This window comes from Janthinobacterium sp. TND4EL3 (genome assembly GCF_900156175.1).
GTDB lineage: Bacteria > Pseudomonadota > Gammaproteobacteria > Burkholderiales > Burkholderiaceae_D > Janthinobacterium.
The window spans coordinates 323851-343282 of the sequence record NZ_FTMV01000003.1; the positions used below are offsets into that span (position 1 = coordinate 323851).

General features: G+C 63.1%; 15 protein-coding genes. All 15 read left to right on the forward strand.

The annotated features are described in order from the left end of the window. Positions 1-109: 109 nt before the first annotated feature. The 15 genes from BXA07_RS07380 (at position 110) to rlmD (ending at position 19053) form a co-directional block, all read left to right on the forward strand. Positions 110-2962, forward strand: coding sequence for a 2-oxoglutarate dehydrogenase E1 component (locus BXA07_RS07380; RefSeq protein WP_076566926.1), 2853 nt, complete (start codon positions 110-112; stop codon positions 2960-2962). A gap of 112 nt (positions 2963-3074) precedes the next feature. Then, positions 3075-4316 (forward strand): 2-oxoglutarate dehydrogenase complex dihydrolipoyllysine-residue succinyltransferase, encoded by a 1242-nt coding sequence (gene odhB, locus BXA07_RS07385; RefSeq protein ID WP_076566928.1) that lies wholly within the window; start codon positions 3075-3077, stop codon positions 4314-4316. Between the two features lie 94 nt (positions 4317-4410). Beyond that, positions 4411-4794, forward strand: a complete 384-nt coding sequence (locus tag BXA07_RS07390; protein WP_076566930.1) for a PspC domain-containing protein — start codon at positions 4411-4413, stop codon at positions 4792-4794. Next, entirely contained in the window at positions 4784-6214 is a 1431-nt protein-coding gene (gene lpdA / locus BXA07_RS07395) for a dihydrolipoyl dehydrogenase (RefSeq protein WP_035820749.1), read from the forward strand. The genes BXA07_RS07390 and lpdA overlap by 11 nt, the downstream gene beginning before the upstream one ends. Before the next feature lie 70 nt (positions 6215-6284). Next, positions 6285-7382, forward strand: a complete 1098-nt coding sequence (zapE, locus tag BXA07_RS07400; RefSeq protein WP_076566932.1) for a cell division protein ZapE — start codon at positions 6285-6287, stop codon at positions 7380-7382. Between the two features lie 19 nt (positions 7383-7401). Beyond that, entirely contained in the window at positions 7402-8106 is a 705-nt protein-coding gene (locus BXA07_RS07405; RefSeq protein ID WP_083708081.1) for a hypothetical protein, read from the forward strand. A 145-nt stretch (positions 8107-8251) separates the two neighbouring features. Beyond that, positions 8252-8452: a YdcH family protein gene (locus tag BXA07_RS07410; protein WP_076566935.1), complete on the forward strand. Its 201-nt coding sequence runs from the start codon at positions 8252-8254 to the stop codon at positions 8450-8452. Between the two features lie 66 nt (positions 8453-8518). Continuing rightward, the gene (locus BXA07_RS07415; protein WP_244556210.1) at positions 8519-10543 is read left to right on the forward strand and encodes a DNA repair helicase YoaA; all 2025 of its coding nucleotides are present in this window, start codon (positions 8519-8521) and stop codon (positions 10541-10543) included. Between the two features lie 200 nt (positions 10544-10743). Continuing rightward, the gene (locus BXA07_RS07420; RefSeq protein WP_076566937.1) at positions 10744-11349 is read left to right on the forward strand and encodes a toll/interleukin-1 receptor domain-containing protein; all 606 of its coding nucleotides are present in this window, start codon (positions 10744-10746) and stop codon (positions 11347-11349) included. Positions 11350-11370: 21 nt separating this feature from the next. After that, positions 11371-13836 carry a tetratricopeptide repeat protein gene (locus tag BXA07_RS07425; protein WP_170909620.1) on the forward strand — a complete coding sequence of 822 codons (2466 nt, stop codon included), beginning with the start codon at positions 11371-11373 and terminating at the stop codon, positions 13834-13836. 94 nt (positions 13837-13930) lie between these two features. Beyond that, on the forward strand, positions 13931-14668 hold the full coding sequence (gene surE, locus BXA07_RS07430) for a 5'/3'-nucleotidase SurE (protein ID WP_076566938.1): 738 nt from the start codon (positions 13931-13933) through the stop codon (positions 14666-14668). Between the two features lie 22 nt (positions 14669-14690). Further along, positions 14691-15581: a protein-L-isoaspartate(D-aspartate) O-methyltransferase gene (locus BXA07_RS07435; RefSeq protein WP_076566940.1), complete on the forward strand. Its 891-nt coding sequence runs from the start codon at positions 14691-14693 to the stop codon at positions 15579-15581. Positions 15582-15623: 42 nt separating this feature from the next. Continuing rightward, positions 15624-16541, forward strand: coding sequence for a peptidoglycan DD-metalloendopeptidase family protein (locus tag BXA07_RS07440; protein WP_076566941.1), 918 nt, complete (start codon positions 15624-15626; stop codon positions 16539-16541). An 8-nt stretch (positions 16542-16549) separates the two neighbouring features. Further along, positions 16550-17581 carry an RNA polymerase sigma factor RpoS gene (gene rpoS, locus BXA07_RS07445; protein WP_076566943.1) on the forward strand — a complete coding sequence of 344 codons (1032 nt, stop codon included), beginning with the start codon at positions 16550-16552 and terminating at the stop codon, positions 17579-17581. A gap of 131 nt (positions 17582-17712) precedes the next feature. Continuing rightward, entirely contained in the window at positions 17713-19053 is a 1341-nt protein-coding gene (gene rlmD, locus BXA07_RS07450; RefSeq protein ID WP_076566945.1) for a 23S rRNA (uracil(1939)-C(5))-methyltransferase RlmD, read from the forward strand. Positions 19054-19432 lie beyond the last annotated feature (379 nt).

Consider the following 19432-nt stretch of genomic DNA (forward strand, 5'->3'; position numbering starts at 1 on the left):
GCCCTTCCCCACAACTTGATGTGCAATCCGCTAACCGGTCAGGCCGTGTCGCGGAAGGTTAGATTAACCCGCTAATTCCTCGCGAAACGCGAAGAAAGGTGAGCAATATATGCAGCAATTAACGACCAACTCCTACCTGTTCGGTGGGAATGCTCCGTACGTGGAAGACCTGTACGAGGCGTATCTGAACAACCCAGGCTCGGTACCCGATAACTGGCGCTCCTACTTCGACGCGATGCAGCACGTGCCTGCCGTCGATGGCACCAACAAGCCTGACGTGGCGCATGCCTCCGTCGTCGCCTCGTTCGCCGAGCGCGCAAAAGCAGGTCCGATCCGCACCGTGACCGCTTCCTTTGATGCAGAAATGGGCCGCAAGCGCGTCGCCGCGACGCAGCTGATCGCCGCTTACCGCTACCTGGGCACGCACTGGGCCAACCTGGATCCGCTGCAGCGCCAGGAACGTCCGATGATCCCGGAACTGGAACCGAGCTTCTACGGCTTCACCGACGCGGACATGGACACCGTGTTCAACATCAGCAACACCTATTTTGGCCCCGAGACCGCTACCCTGCGCGACCTGCTGAACTTCCTGCGCGATACCTACACGCGTTCGATCGGCGCCGAATTCATGTACATCTCCGACCCGGCCGAAAAGCGCTGGCTGCAAGAGAAACTGGAATCGATCCGTTCCACCCCGAATTTCACCCCAGAGAAAAAAATCCACATCCTCGACCGCCTGACCGCGGCTGAAGGCCTGGAACGCTATCTGCACACCCGCTACGTGGGTCAGAAGCGCTTCTCCCTGGAAGGCGGCGAAACGTTCATCGCCTCGATGGATGAGACCATCCAGCGCGCCGGCGAAAAAGGCGTGCAGGAGATCGTCATCGGCATGGCCCACCGCGGCCGTCTGAACGTGCTGGTGAACACCCTGGGCAAGGCGCCGCAGGAACTGTTCGAAGAATTCGAAGGCAAGCATGGCGACGACCTGCCTGCCGGCGACGTGAAATACCATCAAGGCTTCTCGTCGGACATCTCCACCGCGGGCGGCCCGGTCCACCTGTCGCTGGCGTTCAACCCGTCGCACCTGGAAATCGTCAACCCCGTGGTTGAAGGTTCCGTCAAGGCCCGCATGGATCGCCGCGGCGACGTGCACGGCGCGCAAGTACTGCCTATCCTGGTGCACGGCGATGCCGCTTTCGCCGGCCAGGGCGTGGTCATGGAAACGCTGAATCTGGCGCAGACCCGCGGCTACGGCACGGGCGGCACGGTGCATATCGTGATCAACAACCAGATCGGTTTCACCACCTCGGATCCGCGCGACTCGCGCTCGACCCTGTACTGCTCGGACGTCGTCAAGATGATCGAAGCACCGGTCCTGCACATCAATGCCGATGATCCGGAAGCCGTGGTGCTGGCGACGCAGATCGCGCTCGACTACCGCATGGAATTCAAGAAGGACATCGTCCTCGACATCATCTGCTACCGCAAGCTGGGCCACAACGAGCAGGATACGCCGGCACTGACGCAGCCGCTGATGTACAAGCGCATCGGCCAGCATCCAGGCACCCGCAAGCTGTATGCGGACAAGCTGGTTGCGCAAGGCGTGATCCCTGCCGATGGCGGCGACAAGATGGTAGCCGCCTTCCGCGACGCCATGGACGCCGGCAAGCACACCGTTGATCCGGTCATCTCGAACTTCAAGAACAAGTACGCCGTCGACTGGCTGCCATTCCTGAACAAGAAATGGACCGACTCGGCCGATACGGCCGTGCCGATGACGGAACTGAAACGCCTGGCCGCGCGCATTACCACCGTGCCGGAACAGTTCAAGGTCCACTCGCTGGTCGAGAAGGTCCTGGGCGACCGCGCCACCATGGGCCGCGGCGAAATGAACCTGGACTGGGGCATGGGCGAACACCTGGCCTACGCTTCGCTGGTATCGTCTGGCTACGCCATCCGCCTGACGGGCCAGGATGCGGGCCGCGGCACCTTCGTGCACCGCCACGCCGTGCTGCATGACCAGAACCGCGAGCGTTGGGATGCCGGTACCTACATTCCGCTGCAAAACGTGTCGGAAAACCAGGCGCCGTTCACCGTCATCGACTCGGTGCTGTCCGAAGAAGCCGTACTGGCATTCGAATACGGCTACTCGACCGCTGAACCGAACACGCTGACGATCTGGGAAGCCCAGTTCGGCGACTTCGCCAACGGCGCGCAAGTGGTGATCGACCAGTTCATCAGCTCCGGTGAAGTGAAGTGGGGCCGCGCTTCGGGCCTGGTCATGATGCTGCCGCACGGTTACGAAGGCCAGGGTCCTGAGCACTCGTCCGCGCGTCCAGAGCGTTTCCTGCAGCTGTGCGCAGACAACAACATGCAAGTGGTGCAGCCGACGACGGCTTCGCAGATCTTCCATTTGCTGCGCCGCCAGATGGTGCGCCAGTTCCGCAAGCCGCTGGTCATCCTGACGCCGAAGTCGCTGCTGCGCAACAAGGACGCCGGTTCGCCGCTGACCGACCTGGCCAAGGGCGGTTTCCAGACCGTTATCGGCGAAGTCGACGACAAAATCGACGCCAAGAAAGTCAAGCGCGTGGTCGCCTGCTCGGGCAAGGTCTACTACGACCTGGTCAACGCACGCAAGACCCGCGGCCAGACCGACACGGCCATCGTGCGCCTGGAACAGCTGTATCCGTTCCCGCACAAGTCGTTTGCTGCTGAACTGAAGAAGTTCCCGAACCTGGTCGAAGTCGTCTGGGCACAGGACGAGCCGCAAAACCAGGGCGCCTGGTTCCAGATCCAGCACAACATCTTCGAAGGCCTGGAATCGGGTCAGCGTCTGGCCTACGCCGGCCGTCCTGCTTCGGCGTCGCCTGCTGTCGGTTACTATGACAAGCACTACGCTCAGCAAAAAGACTTGCTGGAAACGGCATTCTCGAAGCTGAAAGGTTTTATCCTGACCAAGTAAGGATACCGGGCGCGATGCGATGCGCATTGCGCCTGATCAACTAGATGATGACGGAGCGCCGTCCTTGCTACGCAGGGGCGGCGCCGCAATAACAAAATAAACGGAGTTTTACATGGCACAAATCGAAGTCAAAGTTCCCCAGTTGTCGGAATCGGTTGCGGAAGCGACCCTGCTGGCATGGCACAAGAAAGTCGGCGAAGCAGTCGCGCGCGACGAAAACATGATCGACATCGAAACCGATAAAGTAGTGCTGGAACTGCCGGCGCCGGCCGCTGGCGTGATCGTGCAGATCATCAAGGATAACGGCGCCACTGTCGTTGCCGGCGAAGTCATCGCCATCATCGACACCGACGGCTCGGCCAAGGTCAGCCCGATGGAAGTGTCCGCCGTGCCTGCGCCAGCCCTGGCTGCCGCCGCACAAGAATCGGCACCAGCAGTCAACAAGAGCGATGTCGCCATGCCTGCCGCCGCCAAGATCCTGTCCGAAAAAGGCCTGTCCGCTGGCGACGTCGCCGGTTCGGGCAAAGATGGCCGCGTGACCAAGGGCGACGCCCTGGCCGCTTCCGCCAAGCCAGCCGTTGCGCCACTGGCGCCAGCCGCTGCCAAGCCAGCGCTGCAGCAAGTTGCCACGCCGTCGGCCGCCAGCCTGGGCGACCGCCCTGAAGAGCGGGTGCCGATGAGCCGCCTGCGTGCACGTATCGCCGAGCGCCTGCTGCAATCGCAATCGACGAACGCCATCCTGACCACGTTCAACGAAGTGAACATGCAGCCGGTCATCGACCTGCGCAACAAGTACAAGGACAAGTTCGAGAAAGAGCACGGCGTCAAGCTGGGCTTCATGTCCTTCTTCGTCAAGGCTGCCGTCGCCGCCCTGAAAAAGTACCCGATCATCAATGCCTCCGTTGACGGCAATGACATCGTCTACCACGGCTACTTCGACATCGGTATCGCTGTCGGTTCGCCGCGCGGCCTGGTCGTGCCTATCATCCGCAACGCGGACCAGCTGTCGATCGCCGACATCGAGAAAAAAATCGGTGAATTCGGCGCGAAAGCCAAGGAAGGCAAGCTGACCCTGGACGACCTGACGGGTGGCACGTTCTCGATCTCGAATGGCGGCACCTTCGGCTCCATGCTGTCGACCCCGATCATCAACCCGCCGCAATCGGCCATCCTGGGCGTGCATGCGACCAAGGACCGCGCCGTTGTCGAAAACGGCCAGATCGTGGTGCGTCCGATGAACTACCTGGCCATGTCCTACGACCACCGCATCATCGACGGCCGCGAAGCCGTCCTGGGCCTGGTGGCGATGAAAGAAGCGCTGGAAGATCCTGCACGCCTGCTGCTGGACCTGTAAGCACTGTAGTCCCCCGGCTTGGCCGCCGGGGCAATGTAGCTGATACCCCTTGCCAGAAGACGCAGCTGGCTGATCTCAATGAAAGAGGATTCCCATGAACGTCTCTGAAGAAATCAAGCGTCTGCACGAGTTGCACCTGGCGGGCGCCCTGAGCGACGCGGAATTCGCGCAAGCGAAAGCCAAGCTCTTGAGCAATATCAACCTGGACAAGCCGGACAGCACGTCCGGCGCCGCTGCCGGCTCCGGCCCGGCAAACGACCTGGTGCAGGAATTCAACCGCCTGCGCCGCTCGCGCACCGACCGCTGGCTCGGCGGCGTCTGCGGCGGCCTGGGACGCGCTTCCGGCATGGAAGCGTGGATCTGGCGCCTTGTCTTCGTCCTGTTTACATTGACCTTCGGCTTTGGCGTGGTGATTTACCTTCTATTGTGGATTTTCGTACCAGACGAAGAGATTGGAACAACAAAACATGAGTACTAAACAATTTGACGTAGTTGTCATCGGCGCGGGCCCTGGCGGCTACATCGCCGCCATCCGCGCAGCGCAGCTGGGCTTTTCCGTCGCCTGCGTCGACGAGTGGTCGAACGCCAAGGGCGGCGCCGCGCCTGGCGGTACCTGCACCAACGTCGGCTGCATCCCGTCGAAAGCGCTGCTGCAATCGTCCGAGCATTTCGAACACGCGGGCCACAGCTTCGCCGAGCACGGCATCGACGTCGCCGGCCTGAAGCTGAACCTGGGTCAGATGCTCAAGCGCAAGGACACCGTCGTCAAGCAAAACAACGACGGCATCCTGTACCTGTTCAAGAAGAACAAGATCGCCTTCTTCCACGGCCGCGCCGCTTTCGCTGCCGCCGCCGCTGGCGCGTATGAAATCAGCGTGACGGGCGAAGCCAACGAAACCTTGTCGGCCAAGCACGTGGTCATCGCCACGGGTTCGAATGCGCGCGAACTGCCGGGCGCACCATTCGACGAGAAACTGATCCTGTCGAACACGGGCGCACTGGCCATCGACGCCGTACCCGCCAAGCTGGGCGTCATCGGCGCCGGCGTGATCGGCCTGGAAATGGGCAGCGTCTGGCGCCGCCTGGGTTCCGACGTCACCGTGCTCGAAGGCCTGCCGGTCTTCCTGGGCGCCGTTGACGAGCAGATCGCCAAGGAAGCGTCAAAGTTGTTCACCAAGCAAGGCTTGAAGATCAACCTCGGTTGCAAGATCGGTGCGATCACGCCAGGCAAGAAAGACGTCACCGTGGAATTCGTGGACGCCAAGGGCGAAGCGCAAAAAGCCGTGTTCGACAAGCTGATCATCTCGATCGGCCGCACGCCGAACACGAACGGCCTGGGCGCTGACAAAGTCGGCCTGCAGCTGGACGAGCGCGGCTTCATCGCCGTCGACGGCGACTGCAAGACCAACCTGCCGAACGTCTGGGCAGTGGGCGACGTCGTGCGCGGCCCGATGCTGGCGCACAAGGCCGAAGAAGAAGGCGTTGCCGTGGCCGAGCGTATCGCCGGCCAGCATGGCCACACCAACTTCAACACGATTCCTTGGGTGATCTACACCTCGCCGGAAATCGCGTGGGTCGGCAAGACCGAGCAAACCCTGAAGGCGGAAGGCATCGCCTACAAGGCCGGCACCTTCCCGTTCATGGCCAACGGCCGTGCGCGCGCGCTGGGCGACACCTCGGGCATGGTGAAATTCCTGGCCGATGCGACGACCGATGAAATCCTCGGCGTGCACATCGTCGGCCCGATGGCGTCCGAACTGATTTCCGAAGCCGTCGTGGCGATGGAATTCAAGGCTTCGGCCGAAGACATCGCGCGCATCTGTCACGCCCATCCATCCCTGTCGGAAGCGACCAAGGAAGCGGCACTGGCTGTTGACAAGCGTACGTTGAACTTTTAATTGTAGTTAGTCCAGCAGGGGCGCTCGCGGATTTTTTCCGCCGGCGCCCTTGTGCGTTAAAGCGAATCCCATGAACGTAGAAGAGTTTTACCAGCACGCGTTGCAGAAGCGTGATTTCAAGGCCGATGCCGCCCAGCGGCGCGCGGTCGACCGCCTGCAGCTGTGCTATGACGAGTGGGTGGCCTACAAGGGCCAGCGTTCGAGCACCTTCAAGCGCCTGATCAACCGTCCTGCCGTGCCCAAGGGCGTGTACATGTGGGGCGGGGTAGGGCGCGGCAAATCGTTCCTGATGGACAGCTTTTATTCGGTCGTGCCCCTGGTGCGCAAGACGCGCCTGCACTTCCACGAATTCATGCGCGGCGTGCACCAGCAGCTCGATGAATTGAAGGGCGTGGCCGACCCGCTCGATGAAGTCGCCAAGCGCATCGCCAAGAAATACCGCTTGATCTGTTTCGATGAATTCCACGTCTCGGACATCGCCGATGCGATGATCCTGTATAACCTGCTGTCGGCCCTGTTCGACAACGGCGTGTCCTTCATCATGACCTCGAATTACGACCCCGACCTGCTGTATCCGGACGGCCTGCACCGCGACCGCATGTTGCCGACCATCGCGCTGCTCAAGGCCAAGCTCGACGTGATGAACGTCGACGCCGGCGTCGATTACCGCGGCCGCGCGCTGGAACAGGTGGAAAGCTACTATACGCCGCTTGGCGCCGCCACCGACAAGGCCTTGCGCGACGCCTACACGCGCATTGCCGAGACGGCCGACGAAGATGCGCGCATCCGCATCGAGAGCCGCGAAATCCACTGCCTGCGCCGCGCCGGCGGCATCATCTGGTTCGATTTCGCCACCCTGTGCGGTGGCCCGCGCTCGCAAAATGATTACCTGGAAATCGCCAGCCGCTTCCATACGGTGATATTGTCCGGCATACCGGCCATGTCGGCGGCACAGTCGTCCGAGGCGCGCCGTTTTACGTGGCTGATCGACGTGTTTTATGATCAAAAGGTCAAGCTGATCATGTCGGCCGAAGTGGCGCCCGAGCAGCTGTACACGAACGGCACGCTGGCCAACGAGTTTCACCGTACCGTTTCGCGTATCATCGAGATGCAATCGCGCGAATACATGGAAAAAGAACAGCGCGGCGCGGCCGACGCGATCGTTTGAGGCGGGAAGAATGAAAATAATGGCAAAAAAACTATACCAGCTGGCAACGGGTGTTGCCCTGGCCCTGGCCTTGTCCGCCTGCGCCCATCAGGGCAGCGCGGCGTTGGATGAGGTCGGCGTGCCGCAAGTGCCCGCCACCTTGTCGGTGGAAGAAGCGGACGCCAAGCTCAAGCAGGTTGCCAGCGAGCGCGAGGCAGCGGAAAACGAGTTCGCCGCGCGCGAACTGGAGTGCTACGGCAAGTTCTTCGTGAACAGCTGCCTGGACAAGGCCAAGGAAAAGCGCCGCCAGATCCTCGTGCGCCTGCGCGCCGTCGAGGCCGAAGCGAATCACTTCAAGCGCGCCGAGTCCGTGCGCCTGCGCGATATCGACCTGGCCCGGACGCAGGAAGATGCGCGCCTGGATGCCGAGCAGCGGGCGGCGGCCCTGCCCAAGCCCGTGAAAGTGGTCACGCCCGAGCCGGCGCCGCCCAAGCCGGAAGGCAAGAGCGTGGCCGAGCGCGAGGCCGAACATGCGGCCAAAGTAAAAAAACTGGCTGCCGAAGAAGCGGCCGAGGCGCCGCGCCGGGCGGCCCGCGAGGCGGCGTTTGCCCGCAAGCAGGCCGATGCCGTGGCGCGCCAGAAACGCGTGGCCCGGCGGCTGGCCGAACGCCAGGCCGAGGCTGACGCCAAGGCGGCCAAGGCGGCGGCCAGTGCCGCGGCTGTCGCCGTCCCGCCTGCCAAATAAGTCGCGCCGCCGCCGGGCGCGCCGGAAATGGCGTGCCCTATCCCGCGCGGCAGGTTAAACTATGCACTCGCCGGTGATCCGGCGCAGATGGCTGCGCGCGCATCTTGCGCGCGCCTGTTGATCAACACTGCCTGGAACGCAACACATGAGCGATGTACAGCATATAGAACGGCGCCTGATTGAACTTGACGTGGAACACCGTGACCTCGATGCCGTGATCGAGTTGCTGACGCTTGATGGTCACTATGACGAGCTGCAACTGCGCCGCTTGAAAAAGCGCAAGCTGCAGCTGAAGGACCACATCACGCTGCTTAAAATGCAACTTGTGCCCGATGTTCCAGCCTGAGGGCGCCAGTAGCGCTCAGCCCGGCCCAGCCATAACCTTAAGTATATTTTGACCGATCACAATTTATTGCCTGCAAGCCAAGAAGGCCAGCTGCCAGCGGCGCCCGACGAACCCCAGGCGCCCCCAGGCAAGCACGATGCCGACATCGAGCGCCTGTTTGGCGCCGGTGGTCCGCTGGGACCGGCCGTGGGCAGCTACAAGCCACGCCGTTCGCAAACGGAAATGGCCAAGGCCATCGCCAGTGCCATCGACAGCCAGACGACCCTGATCGCCGAGGCGGGCACGGGCACCGGCAAGACCTTTGCCTACCTGGTGCCGGCCCTGATGTGGGGCGGCAAGACCATTGTTTCGACGGGCACCAAGAACTTGCAGGATCAGTTGTTCCTGCGCGATATCCCCACCGTGCGCGCCGCGCTGCAGGCGCCCGTCTCCGTCGCCTTGCTGAAAGGCCGCTCGAACTACGTCTGCCACTATCATCTGGAACGCACCCTGCAGAACGGCCGCATGACGTCGCGCGACGACGTGGGCCATCTGCGCGAAATTTCGCGCTTCATCAAGATGACCAGCTCCGGCGACAAGGCCGAATTGACCAAGGTGCCGGAAAATGCCATGATCTGGAACCTGGTCACGTCCACGCGCGACACCTGCATGGGCGCCGAGTGCCAGTACTACCAGGATTGTTTTGTGATGAAGGCCCGCAAGGAAGCCCAGCAGGCCGACGTGGTGGTGGTCAACCACCACCTGTTCTTTGCCGACGTGGCCCTGAAGGACACGGGCGTGGCGGAATTGTTGCCTTCGGCCAATACCATCATCTTCGATGAGGCGCACCAGCTGCCCGATACGGCCACTTTGTTCTTTGGCAATACGGTGTCGACCTCGCAAATCCTGGAACTGTGCCGCGACGTGCTGGCCGAGGGGCTCGCGCACGCGCGCGGCATCGACTGGGCCAAGACGGTCACGGTGGTGGAAAAGGCGGCGCGCGACCTGCGTTTGACCTTCCCGCAGGACATCGTGCGCCTGTCCTTGCCGCAGATCGCGCCATCCAGCGACTTTTTCCCCGCCCTCGATACCCTCAAGGATGAGCTTGACGGCATGGTGGCCGTGCTGGAAACCCAGGCGGAGCGGGCGGAGACGCTGGAGCAGTGCCGCGTGCGCGGCGTCGAGCTGGCGCAGCAGCTGAGCGGCTGGAAATTCGACCCGAAAGCCAAAGTGGCGGCCGGCGAAGAGGCCGTGTTCTGGGTGGAAGCTTTTTCCAGCTCCCTGCAGCTGCATAAAACGCCGCTGTCGATTGCGCCTATCTTCAACAATCAGCGCGAAGGTACGCCGCGCAGCTGGATTTTCACGTCCGCCACGCTGGCCGTGAAAAACGATTTCAAGCATTTTTCCGAACAGATGGGCTTGACGGGCGAACCGTCGCACACGTGGCCGAGTCCGTTCGACTATGGCCAGCAGGGCTTGCTGTTCGTGCCGCAAAACCTGCCGCAACCCAATTCCCTCGGCTACACGGACGCCGTCATCGATTGCGCGCTGCCCATCATCGAGGCGGCCGGCGGGCGCACCTTCTTCCTGTGCACCACCTTGCGCGCCGTCAAACGCGCGGCCGAGCGCCTGGCCGATGAATTCAAGCAGCGCGGCCTGGACTTCCCCCTGTTCGTGCAGGGAGAAAAGGGCCGCACGGAATTGCTGGACCAGTTCCGCGCCGCCGGGAATGGCGTGCTGATCGGCAGCCAGAGCTTCTGGGAAGGCGTCGACGTGCGCGGCGATGCGCTCTCTCTGGTGATCATCGACAAGCTGCCGTTCGCGCCGCCCGACGACCCGGTGCTGGCCGCCCGCATCGAAGTGATGGAAAAGCAGGGCAAGAACGGCTTCATGCACCATTCGTTGCCGGAAGCCATTATCAACCTGAAGCAGGGCGCGGGCCGCCTGATCCGCGACGAGGGCGACCGCGGCGTGCTGATGATCTGCGATCCCCGTCTCATTTCCAAGCCCTACGGCAAGCGCATCTGGCAAAGCCTGCCGCCGTTCAAGCGCACGCGCGAGACGAACGAAGTGGTGGAATTCTTCCGCAACCTGCCGCCCCGGGCCGGCTAGTTTTCCCTGCCTGCGTACCCCGCATGCCGGGAACGGGCGTGATCGCGCCACTTTCCGGCGTTGCCGCCGATGTTCAGGACGCCAGACACATCTTTGCGCCAGCGCAAACAGCTCGTTGCCCAGCCGTTTACAGTGACTTCATGCCCTGAGGGATCAGGGCGCGGCGACGGCAAAGCCGCACGGGGAAGCAGGGGGATGCCATGGAGATCCGCTACGGCTGTTTCTTGAGTTATGCGCACGGCCAATATGCATTCATGAACAAGTTCAAGAATGACCTCATCGAGGCCCTGGCCTGCTATCTGGAACCGCATCTGGACCGCGAGGAAGTCCTGTTCATCGACAGCGAGCAACTGGGCGGCGGCGACGACATCGACCTGCGCGTGGCGCGCGCCATGTGCCAGAGCGTGTGCATGATCGTGCTGTACACGCCGAAATACGAAGCGCACGGCTACACCCGGCGTGAGTTTGCTGCCATGCAATTGATCGAGCAGGAGCGCCGCGGCTGGTATGACTTGCCCAGCCACTTGATCATTCCCATCATCATGACGCGCCACCCCGATGGCTTGCCGCCGCAAATCACGGAATCGGGCCTGTACGTCGATTTCTCCGGCTATACCCTGGCCAGCGGCGACCTGAAGTCGAATCCGCAATACCTGCCCGACATCGAACGCATCGTGCAGCGTATCGCCACGCACTACCACTTGCTCAAGCGTTCGACACCGCCTGGCCACGATTGCAGCCGCTTCGTGTTGCCCGATATTCCGCCGGAATGGCGCGCCGTTCCGCCGCCACACTTTCCACGTTAATCCACGTCAAAAGGTCCTGTCATGGAATGCCAACGCCTGTCACTACCGCCTCTGAGCGCCCCTGGCGAAGTCGTCACCTTCTATTCCTACAAGGGCGGCACGGGCCGCACCATGGCGCTGTCGAATATCGCCGTGCTGCTGGCGCGCCGCGAAAACGCCAGCGTACCGGTGCTGATGCTGGACTGGGACATGGAGGCGCCGGGCCTGCACCATTACTTCGAGCAGCACGAGGAGCGTCCCGGCGTCCTGGAATTCTTCGAGGCCTGCCGTCAGCAGCTCGAACGTTTCAGCCTGGAAGGCGGGGGCGGGCAGGGCGCGGGCCGCGACGATGCGCTGCTGGCGCAGCGCGTGCTCGACGCCATCGACTGGCAGCAATACGTGGTGCGCGTCGACCAGGGCAGCCCGCTGTACCTGATGCGCGCCGGGCGTTTCGACGCCAGCTACAGCGAGCGCCTGGCGCAGATGCGCTGGGATCAATTGTTCGATACCTGCCCGGCCCTGTTCCGCTGCTTCGCCGATACCCTGGCCCAGCATTTCCGCTACGTGCTCGTCGATTCGCGCACGGGGCGCACGGACAGCGCCGGCATCTGCACCACCTTGCTGCCGAAAAAGCTGGTGGTGGTCTTCACGCCAAACCGCCAAAGCCTGGAAGGCGTCGATGCGCTCGTCACGCGCGCCATCGAGTACCGGCGCAGCCATGAAGACGAGCAGCGCCCGCTGCTCGTGTATCCCTTGCCCTCGCGCATAGAAATGGGCGATGGCGCGCAACGCGCCGAATGGCGCCGCGGCGACGCGCACAAGGGCATCGCCGGCTTCCAGCCCATGTTCGAACGGCTGCTGCGCACCTCCTACGGCTTGCCGCAGATCGCCCTCGACAGCTATTTCGACGAAGTCCAGCTGCAGCAGACGAAAACCTTTGCCTATGGCGAACAATTGGCCGTGCGCATAGACCAGGGCGGCGACCGCTTTTCCCTGACGCGCACCTTCGAAGCCTTTTTGCACTGGATGACGGGCGGCTATTTCCCCTGGCAATCGAGCCGTGAAATCGCCTTGCTCGACGCCATCAGCGAAGCGCGCCAGGCCTTGCTGCTCGAACCGGCGCGTGCCGTGGCCTTGCCGCTGGCGCGCGACCTGGCCCGCCTTGGCGAGTTGTACCGCAAGGATGGGCGTGCCGCGCAGGCGCTCGACGCCTTCCGGCAAAGCGTCGAGATCCGCGTGCGCCTGCTGGGCGAGGAGCACCCCGACAGCCTGGCCGGCAAGAGCGGCATGGCGCGCCTGCTGCGCCAGCAGGGCAAGCTCGACGAAGCGCGTTTCCTCGAGGAAGACGTGGCCGACGTGCGCGAACGCCTGCAGGGCGCCGAGCATCCCGACACCCTGGCCGCCAGGGCCTGCTTGGCGCAGACCCTGGCCCAGCAGGGAGAGCTGGCGGCAGCGCTGCTGCTGCAGGATGCGGTGCTGGCCAGCTATGCGCGCCTGCTGGGCGGCGAGCATCCGGTAACCCTGGGGGCGATGGATGGCCGCGCCGCCACCTTGCTGCGCATGGGGCGTCTGGGACAGGCGCAGCAAGTGCTGGCCAAGGTGGTGGCGGCGCGCGAACGCCTGTTCGGCGCCGAACATGGCGACACCTTGCGCAGCAAGCTGGCCCTCGCGCAAGCGCTGGGGCGCGACGGCGACCTGCAAGGCGCGCGGCGCCTGCTCGACGCCGTACTGCAGGCGCAGGAGCGGCGCCTGGGCGGCGACCATGCGGCCACCCTGGCCACGCGCGATTTGCTGGCCGATATCGCGGCCGGGCAGGGTGACTGGGCCGGTGCTCGCCAGCTGCATGAAGACCAGGTGGCGGCGCGCGAGCGCACGCAGGGGCTGGACCATCCGGAAACCCTGATGAGCCAGCGCAAGCTGGCCGAGGCCCTGTTGCGCCGTGGCGAGCTCGACGCCGCCCGCAGCGTGCAGGAGCAAGTGCTGGAAGTCCATGCGCGCCTGCTGGGCGAAGACCACCTCGATACCTTGCACAGCAAGACGCAGCTGGCCGGCACCTTGCAGCAGCAGGGTGACAGCGCGGCGGCGCGCCTGCTGGAAGATGACGTGCTCAGCGGCAGTGAGCGTCTGCTGAACGCGCCGGCGGGCGACAAGGCGCACGCGCATGCGGACAGCGTGCTCGATAGCGCGCGCCACCTGCAGGCCACCATCCTCGCGGGCCGCGCCAGCGGTCATGAGGTGGCGGAACCGGAAACCCTGGCCAGCATGATCGGCATGTTGCAAGGCATGATCGAGCGCGAACAGTATGCACAGGCGGGCGAACTGGCCGAGCATCTGAAGGCATGCCTGCTGCGGCCCGGCGTGCCGGGCAAGCTGCGCAAGCGCGGCATGGCGCAGTTGAAGAGAATGTATAAATTGCAAGGTGATCTCGATGCCTTGCTGGCCTTGCAGGAGGACGAGGTGCAGGCGCTGGAAGGGGCCTTGTCGGAAGCGCGCATCGAGCAGCGCTGAGGCGGCGCGCCATGCCGGTGCGCCGCCATAAAAAATGCTGCCGATCGGCGCGCCGCACGCGCAGTGTTGGCACTGCTTCAGGTAAAATCCCGTTATGAGAATTCTTATCAGTAACGACGATGGCTACCTGGCGCCGGGTCTTGCGGCACTGGCCGACGCGCTCGCGCCGATTGCCGAGATCGTGGTGGTGGCGCCCGACAGCAACCGCTCGGGCGCATCCAATTCGCTGTCGCTGGACCGGCCCCTGTCCGTGCACAAGGCAGCCAACGGCTTTTATTTTGTCAACGGCACGCCCACAGATTGCGTGCACGTGGCGCTGACGGGCATGCTCATCGAACGTCCCGACCTGGTGGTCTCCGGTATCAACAACGGTCCCAACATGGGCGACGATACCCTGTACTCCGGCACCGTGGCTGCGGCCACGGAAGGCTATTTGTTCGGCATCCCGGCCATCGCCTTTTCGCAGTCCGAGTTTGGCTGGGCCAACCTGGACGCGGCGGCCCGCGTGGCCCGCGAGATCGTCGAACGTCGCTTTGACGCCTTGCAAAAGCCGTATTTGTTGAATGTCAATATACCGGTGATTCCCTATGAGCAACTGCAAGGCGTGGTTGCCACGCGCCTGGGCAAGCGCCATTCGGCCGAGCCGGTGATCCGCGCGCTCGACCCGCGTGGCCGGGAAATCTTCTGGATCGGCCCCGCCGGCGCCGCCAGGGAAGGCGGTCCCGGCACGGATTTTTACGCGGTGCAACAAGGACAAGTGTCCATCACCCCGCTGCAGATCGACCTGACGCATACTACTCAACTCGATGCTCTGGCCCAGGGCCTGGCATGACCGCTGACCATGACCGCTGACTATGACTGATAAGCCGCGCACCTTCCCCCTTTCCCTCGATTCGCTGGCCGGCAAGCCCGCCAGGCAGGGCGGGGGGCAGTCGCTGGCGCAGTCGCGCATCGCCACGCCGCAGACGGCCACGCAGAATGCGGCGCAGAATGCGGCCCGCGGCGGCGCCCCGCTGCACGGCGCCACGGCGCCCATCGCGCCGTCGCGCGCGCAGGCCATCGCCAATCAGCGGGCGCAGCCTGCCGTGGCGGCGGCGCCGCGGCAAAATCCGCTCGTGTCGGACGCCGTGCGCCGGGCCATGGTGGCGCGCATCGCGAAGCAGGGCGTGAAGGACCAGGTGGTGCTTGACGCCATGCAGGCCGTGCCGCGCCATATGTTCATGGACGAGGCGCTGGCGTCGCAGGCGTATATCGACGCTTCGCTGCCCATCGGCCATCACCAGACCATCTCGCAGCCGTATATCGTCGCGCGCATGATCGAAGTGATGCGCAATGGCGGCAGCTTGCAGCGCGTGCTGGAGATCGGCACGGGTTGCGGCTACCAGGCGGCGGTGCTGTCGCTGGTGGCGAAAGAGGTGTATTCGATCGAGCGCATCCGGCCCCTGCACGAGCTGGCGAAGGCCAATCTGCGTCCGCTGCGCGTGTCGAATCTGCGCTTGCAGTACGGAGATGGTATGCTTGGCCTGCCGCAGGCGGCGCCCTTCGACGGGATCATCCTTGCCGCTGCCGGCCTGGAAGTCCCGCAAGCCCTGCTGGAACAGCTGGCGCCCGGCGGGCGTCTGGTTGCGCCGGTGGGGGCTAAATTGCAACACTTACAACTCATTACCCGGGTGGGGAAAATGGAATGGACTAGCCAAACCCTGGAAGATTGCCATTTCGTGCCTTTGCGCCCGGGCACCATATGATCCCCGGATCAGCTAGCAAGCAGGACATACAATTACATGCGAATGATTAAGAAAAGTAACATACTTCTATGTGGCATCACCTTGGCCGCGCTCTTGAGCGGTTGCGGCACGACGGGCGTCCAGGCGCCCGTCGTCGAGCGCCACCCATCGAGCAGCAGCGCCGCCGCCAGCGATCCGCGCGACCGCGACCCGGCCTATTACACGGTCAAGCGCGGCGACACCCTGTTGCGCATCGCCCTGGAACACGGCCAGAACTACCGCGACCTGGTGGCATGGAATGACTTGAGCAATCCGAACGACATCAAGGTCGACCAGGTGCTGCGCGTGCTGCCGCCGAACGGCGACACGGGCGGCGCGCAAACGTCGGCCATCGTCATGCCGCCGGCGACGGAAGTCAAGCCGGCCGCGCCGGCCGTGCCGAAGAAATCCGGTCCGCGCGGCGAGAAACGCGCGTATTCCGACGCCACCCTGGCCGAGTTGCGCGCCGATGGCGGCGGCACCGACGCCAAGCCAGCGCCAGCGCCGGCAGCAGCTGTCGCCGCCGCACCGGCCGCCGCAGCGGCAGCCCCTGCGGCATCGGCGCCAGGCGACGAGAAAATCAGCTGGATGTGGCCTTCCGAAGGCAAGGTCATCGGTACTTTCGACGAGGGCAAGAACAAGGGCGTCGATATCGCCGGCAAGGCGGGCCAGCAAGTGGTGGCAGCCGGCGCAGGAAAAGTCATGTATGCCGGGAGCGGAATCCGTGGTTATGGTAATCTTGTTATCGTGAAGCACAGTAATAGCTTGTTGTCGGCGTATGCGCATAACCGCAGCATACTGGTGAAGGAAGGGCAGAACGTCAACAAAGGCCAGGCCATCGCCGAAATGGGCGATTCCGATGCCGACCGCGTGAAGCTGCACTTTGAAATCCGCCAGCAGGGCAAGCCTGTCGATCCTTCGAAATTCCTGCCTAACCGTTAGGTAAAGCAATGACACACGCGCCGCACGACCAGCTGGACGATGACCCGGAACTGCCGGAAGACGGGGCAGACGAAGTCGTGACGGACGATACCGGCGAACTCGACGGCATTGACGCCGTCGACGCTGGCGAGGGCGGCGAAGTGGCCAGCGTCAGCGTGCTGGTCGAAAGTGTCGATGAACTGAAAAAAGTGCTGGCGGCCGAGCTGTCGACCGATACCACGCAGCACTATCTGAACCAGATCGGCACGCGCCCCCTGCTGACGGCGGCGCAAGAGGTGCATTACGCCACCCTGGCCAAGCAGGGCAATTTCGAAGCCCGGCAAACCATGATCGAGCACAACCTGCGCCTGGTCGTGTCGATCGCCAAGCATTACATCAACCGCGGCGTGGTCCTGCTCGACATGATCGAGGAGGGCAATATCGGCCTGATGCGGGCCATCGACAAGTTCGAGCCCGAACGCGGTTTCCGTTTCTCTACCTACGCCACCTGGTGGATACGCCAGAGCATCGAACGCGCCATCATGAACCAGGCGCGCACGGTGCGCCTGCCCGTGCACATGGTGCGCGAACTGAATCAAATTCTGCGCGGCAAGTACCACCTGGAAGCCCAGCACCACGACGGCAAGGATGCCACCGCGGAAGACATCGCCCACCTGGTGGGCCGTCCCGTGGAAGAGGTGCAGGATATCCTGGCCCTGTCCGAGCATGCCACCTCGCTCGACGCGCCGCTCGACAACGACCCGCAGTCGTCGCTGATGGACATGCTGCCCGGCGCCAGCGAAGACAGCCCCGACGCGCGCGCGGAACACCATGAAATGACGGTGCTCGTGCGCGACTGGCTGACCAAGCTGCCCGACAAGCAGCGGGTCGTCATCATGCGCCGTTTTGGCCTCGACAACGACGATCCGGCCACCCTGGAAACCCTGGCCGAGGAAATGGGCGTGACGCGCGAGCGCGTGCGCCAGATCCAGCAGGAAGCGCTGATTAAACTGAAGCGCGCCATGGCCGCGCGCGGCGTCGTGCGCGACTCTCTGCTCTAGGACGCCCGGTCCCGGTATTTCCGGGGCCGCATCTGCTATCATACGCCCCGCTCGCGGCGCCTGACTTTCCCCCATTCCTTCAAGTTCCAGCGCGGCCCTGCGTCCTGGCCCACTCTTACCTATTGATCGCTATGCAAGAAAATATCATCGAAATCAAATCGCTCGACATGGACGCCCGTGGCGTTGGCCATATTGAGAACGAAGACGGCTCGCCGGGCAAGGTCGTGTTTGTCGAAGGCGCATTGCCGGGCGAGCGCGTCAGCTTCGTGACGTTCAAGAAAAAGAAGAACTGGGAAATGGCCCGCATGACGGCGCTGCACCGGGAATCGGCCATGCGCGTGACGCCCAAGTGCAAGCATTTCGACAACTGCGGCGGCTGCTCCATGCAGCACCTGGAGCCGTCGGCCCAGGTGGCCATCAAGCAGCGCGTGCTGGAAGACAACTTGTGGCATATCGGCAAGGTGCGTCCGCAAAGCATCATGCGCCCCATGTATGGCCCGACCTGGGGCTACCGCTACCGCGCGCGCCTGTCCGTGCGCCACGTCAAGAAGAAGGACGCCGTGCTGGTGGGCTTCCATGAAAAGAAATCGGCGTTTGTCGCCGACATGGATAGCTGCGAAATCTTGCCGCCGCACATCTCCGCCATGCTGCTGCCGCTGCGTGGATTGATTGCGTCGCTGTCCATCTTCGACCAGATGCCGCAGATCGAACTGGCCGTGGGCGAAGACGTCACCGCCATGGTCTTGCGCATCATGGCGCCTTTGACGGCGGACGATGAAACGAAATTGAAGGCCTTTGCCGACGAATACGGCGTGCAATGGTGGCTGCAGGTGAAAGGCCCGGAAACGGCCGTGCCGTTCTATCCGCTGGACAAGCAATTGCACTATTTGCTGCCGGAATTCGGCGTCAAGATGCCGTTCAAGCCTGTTGATTTTACGCAAGTGAATCACCACATCAACCGCGTGCTGGTATCGAAAGCGCTGCGCTTGCTGGAAGTGCAGCCGACCGACCGCGTGGCCGACCTGTTCTGCGGCCTCGGCAATTTCACCTTGCCGCTGGCCACGCAGGGCAGCGCAGTGGTCGGTATCGAAGGCAGCACCACCCTGACGGAGCGGGCGCTGGAAAATGCGCTGGCCAACGGCCTGGCGGAAAAAACCTCGTTTTCGACGCGCAACCTGTTCGAAGTGACGACGGAAGACCTGATCGCCTTGGGCCGTTTTGACCGCATCCTCGTCGACCCGCCGCGCGATGGCGCCATGGCCCTGTGCCAGGCGCTGGTCGGCTTGTCGCAAGTGCGTCCTGACCTGATGCCGAAACGTATTGTCTATGTCTCGTGCAGCCCGTCGACCCTGGCGCGCGACGCCGGCATCCTGGCGCTGGAAGCGGGCTATGTGCTGAGCAAGGCGGGCGTGGTGAACATGTTCCCGCATACCTCGCACGTGGAATCGATGGCAGTATTTGATCTGGTCTGAGGGCGCACCTGAGAAAACGTCCATAGCTGCGTTGCCTTGCCTAGCCGTACTATTCGTACTGTCTTCGGCAAAGCGCCTTGCTCTGAACGTTTTTCAGGCGCGCTGAAGCTCCCCCATGCGCTGGCCCTGATTCCGCGCTAATACCACTTACAGCGTATTAAAAAACTGGTCTGTCTTTTTCAGATCCAGCGTCTTTTTTCATCCTCCCTCTGCCGTTTTTTCATTGTCCAGTAGGACAACACGCCACTCGTATAAGCCGCTGCGCTTTCTGCTCAAAGTGGTATTGGCCACTTTGATGCCACTTCAAAACCACTTGACCGCCTATTTTTTCAGCAGCATGCTGTTCTTGCAACTGCAAAAAAACAAAATCACAGGGTAG

Excerpts from the sequence above, each read along its gene's own strand:
- BXA07_RS07380 (WP_076566926.1), top strand. The coding sequence starts at position 110 with ATGCAGCAATTAACGACCAACTCCTACCTGTTCGGTGGGAATGCTCCG.
- odhB (WP_076566928.1), top strand. The coding sequence starts at position 3,075 with ATGGCACAAATCGAAGTCAAAGTTCCCCAGTTGTCGGAATCGGTTGCG.
- BXA07_RS07390 (WP_076566930.1), top strand. The coding sequence starts at position 4,411 with ATGAACGTCTCTGAAGAAATCAAGCGTCTGCACGAGTTGCACCTGGCG.
- lpdA (WP_035820749.1), top strand. The coding sequence starts at position 4,784 with ATGAGTACTAAACAATTTGACGTAGTTGTCATCGGCGCGGGCCCTGGC.
- zapE (WP_076566932.1), top strand. The coding sequence starts at position 6,285 with ATGAACGTAGAAGAGTTTTACCAGCACGCGTTGCAGAAGCGTGATTTC.
- BXA07_RS07405 (WP_083708081.1), top strand. The coding sequence starts at position 7,402 with ATGGCAAAAAAACTATACCAGCTGGCAACGGGTGTTGCCCTGGCCCTG.
- BXA07_RS07410 (WP_076566935.1), top strand. The coding sequence starts at position 8,252 with ATGAGCGATGTACAGCATATAGAACGGCGCCTGATTGAACTTGACGTG.
- BXA07_RS07420 (WP_076566937.1), top strand. The coding sequence starts at position 10,744 with ATGGAGATCCGCTACGGCTGTTTCTTGAGTTATGCGCACGGCCAATAT.
- BXA07_RS07425 (WP_170909620.1), top strand. The coding sequence starts at position 11,371 with ATGGAATGCCAACGCCTGTCACTACCGCCTCTGAGCGCCCCTGGCGAA.
- surE (WP_076566938.1), top strand. The coding sequence starts at position 13,931 with ATGAGAATTCTTATCAGTAACGACGATGGCTACCTGGCGCCGGGTCTT.
- BXA07_RS07435 (WP_076566940.1), top strand. The coding sequence starts at position 14,691 with ATGACTGATAAGCCGCGCACCTTCCCCCTTTCCCTCGATTCGCTGGCC.
- BXA07_RS07440 (WP_076566941.1), top strand. The coding sequence starts at position 15,624 with ATGATTAAGAAAAGTAACATACTTCTATGTGGCATCACCTTGGCCGCG.
- rpoS (WP_076566943.1), top strand. The coding sequence starts at position 16,550 with ATGACACACGCGCCGCACGACCAGCTGGACGATGACCCGGAACTGCCG.
- rlmD (WP_076566945.1), top strand. The coding sequence starts at position 17,713 with ATGCAAGAAAATATCATCGAAATCAAATCGCTCGACATGGACGCCCGT.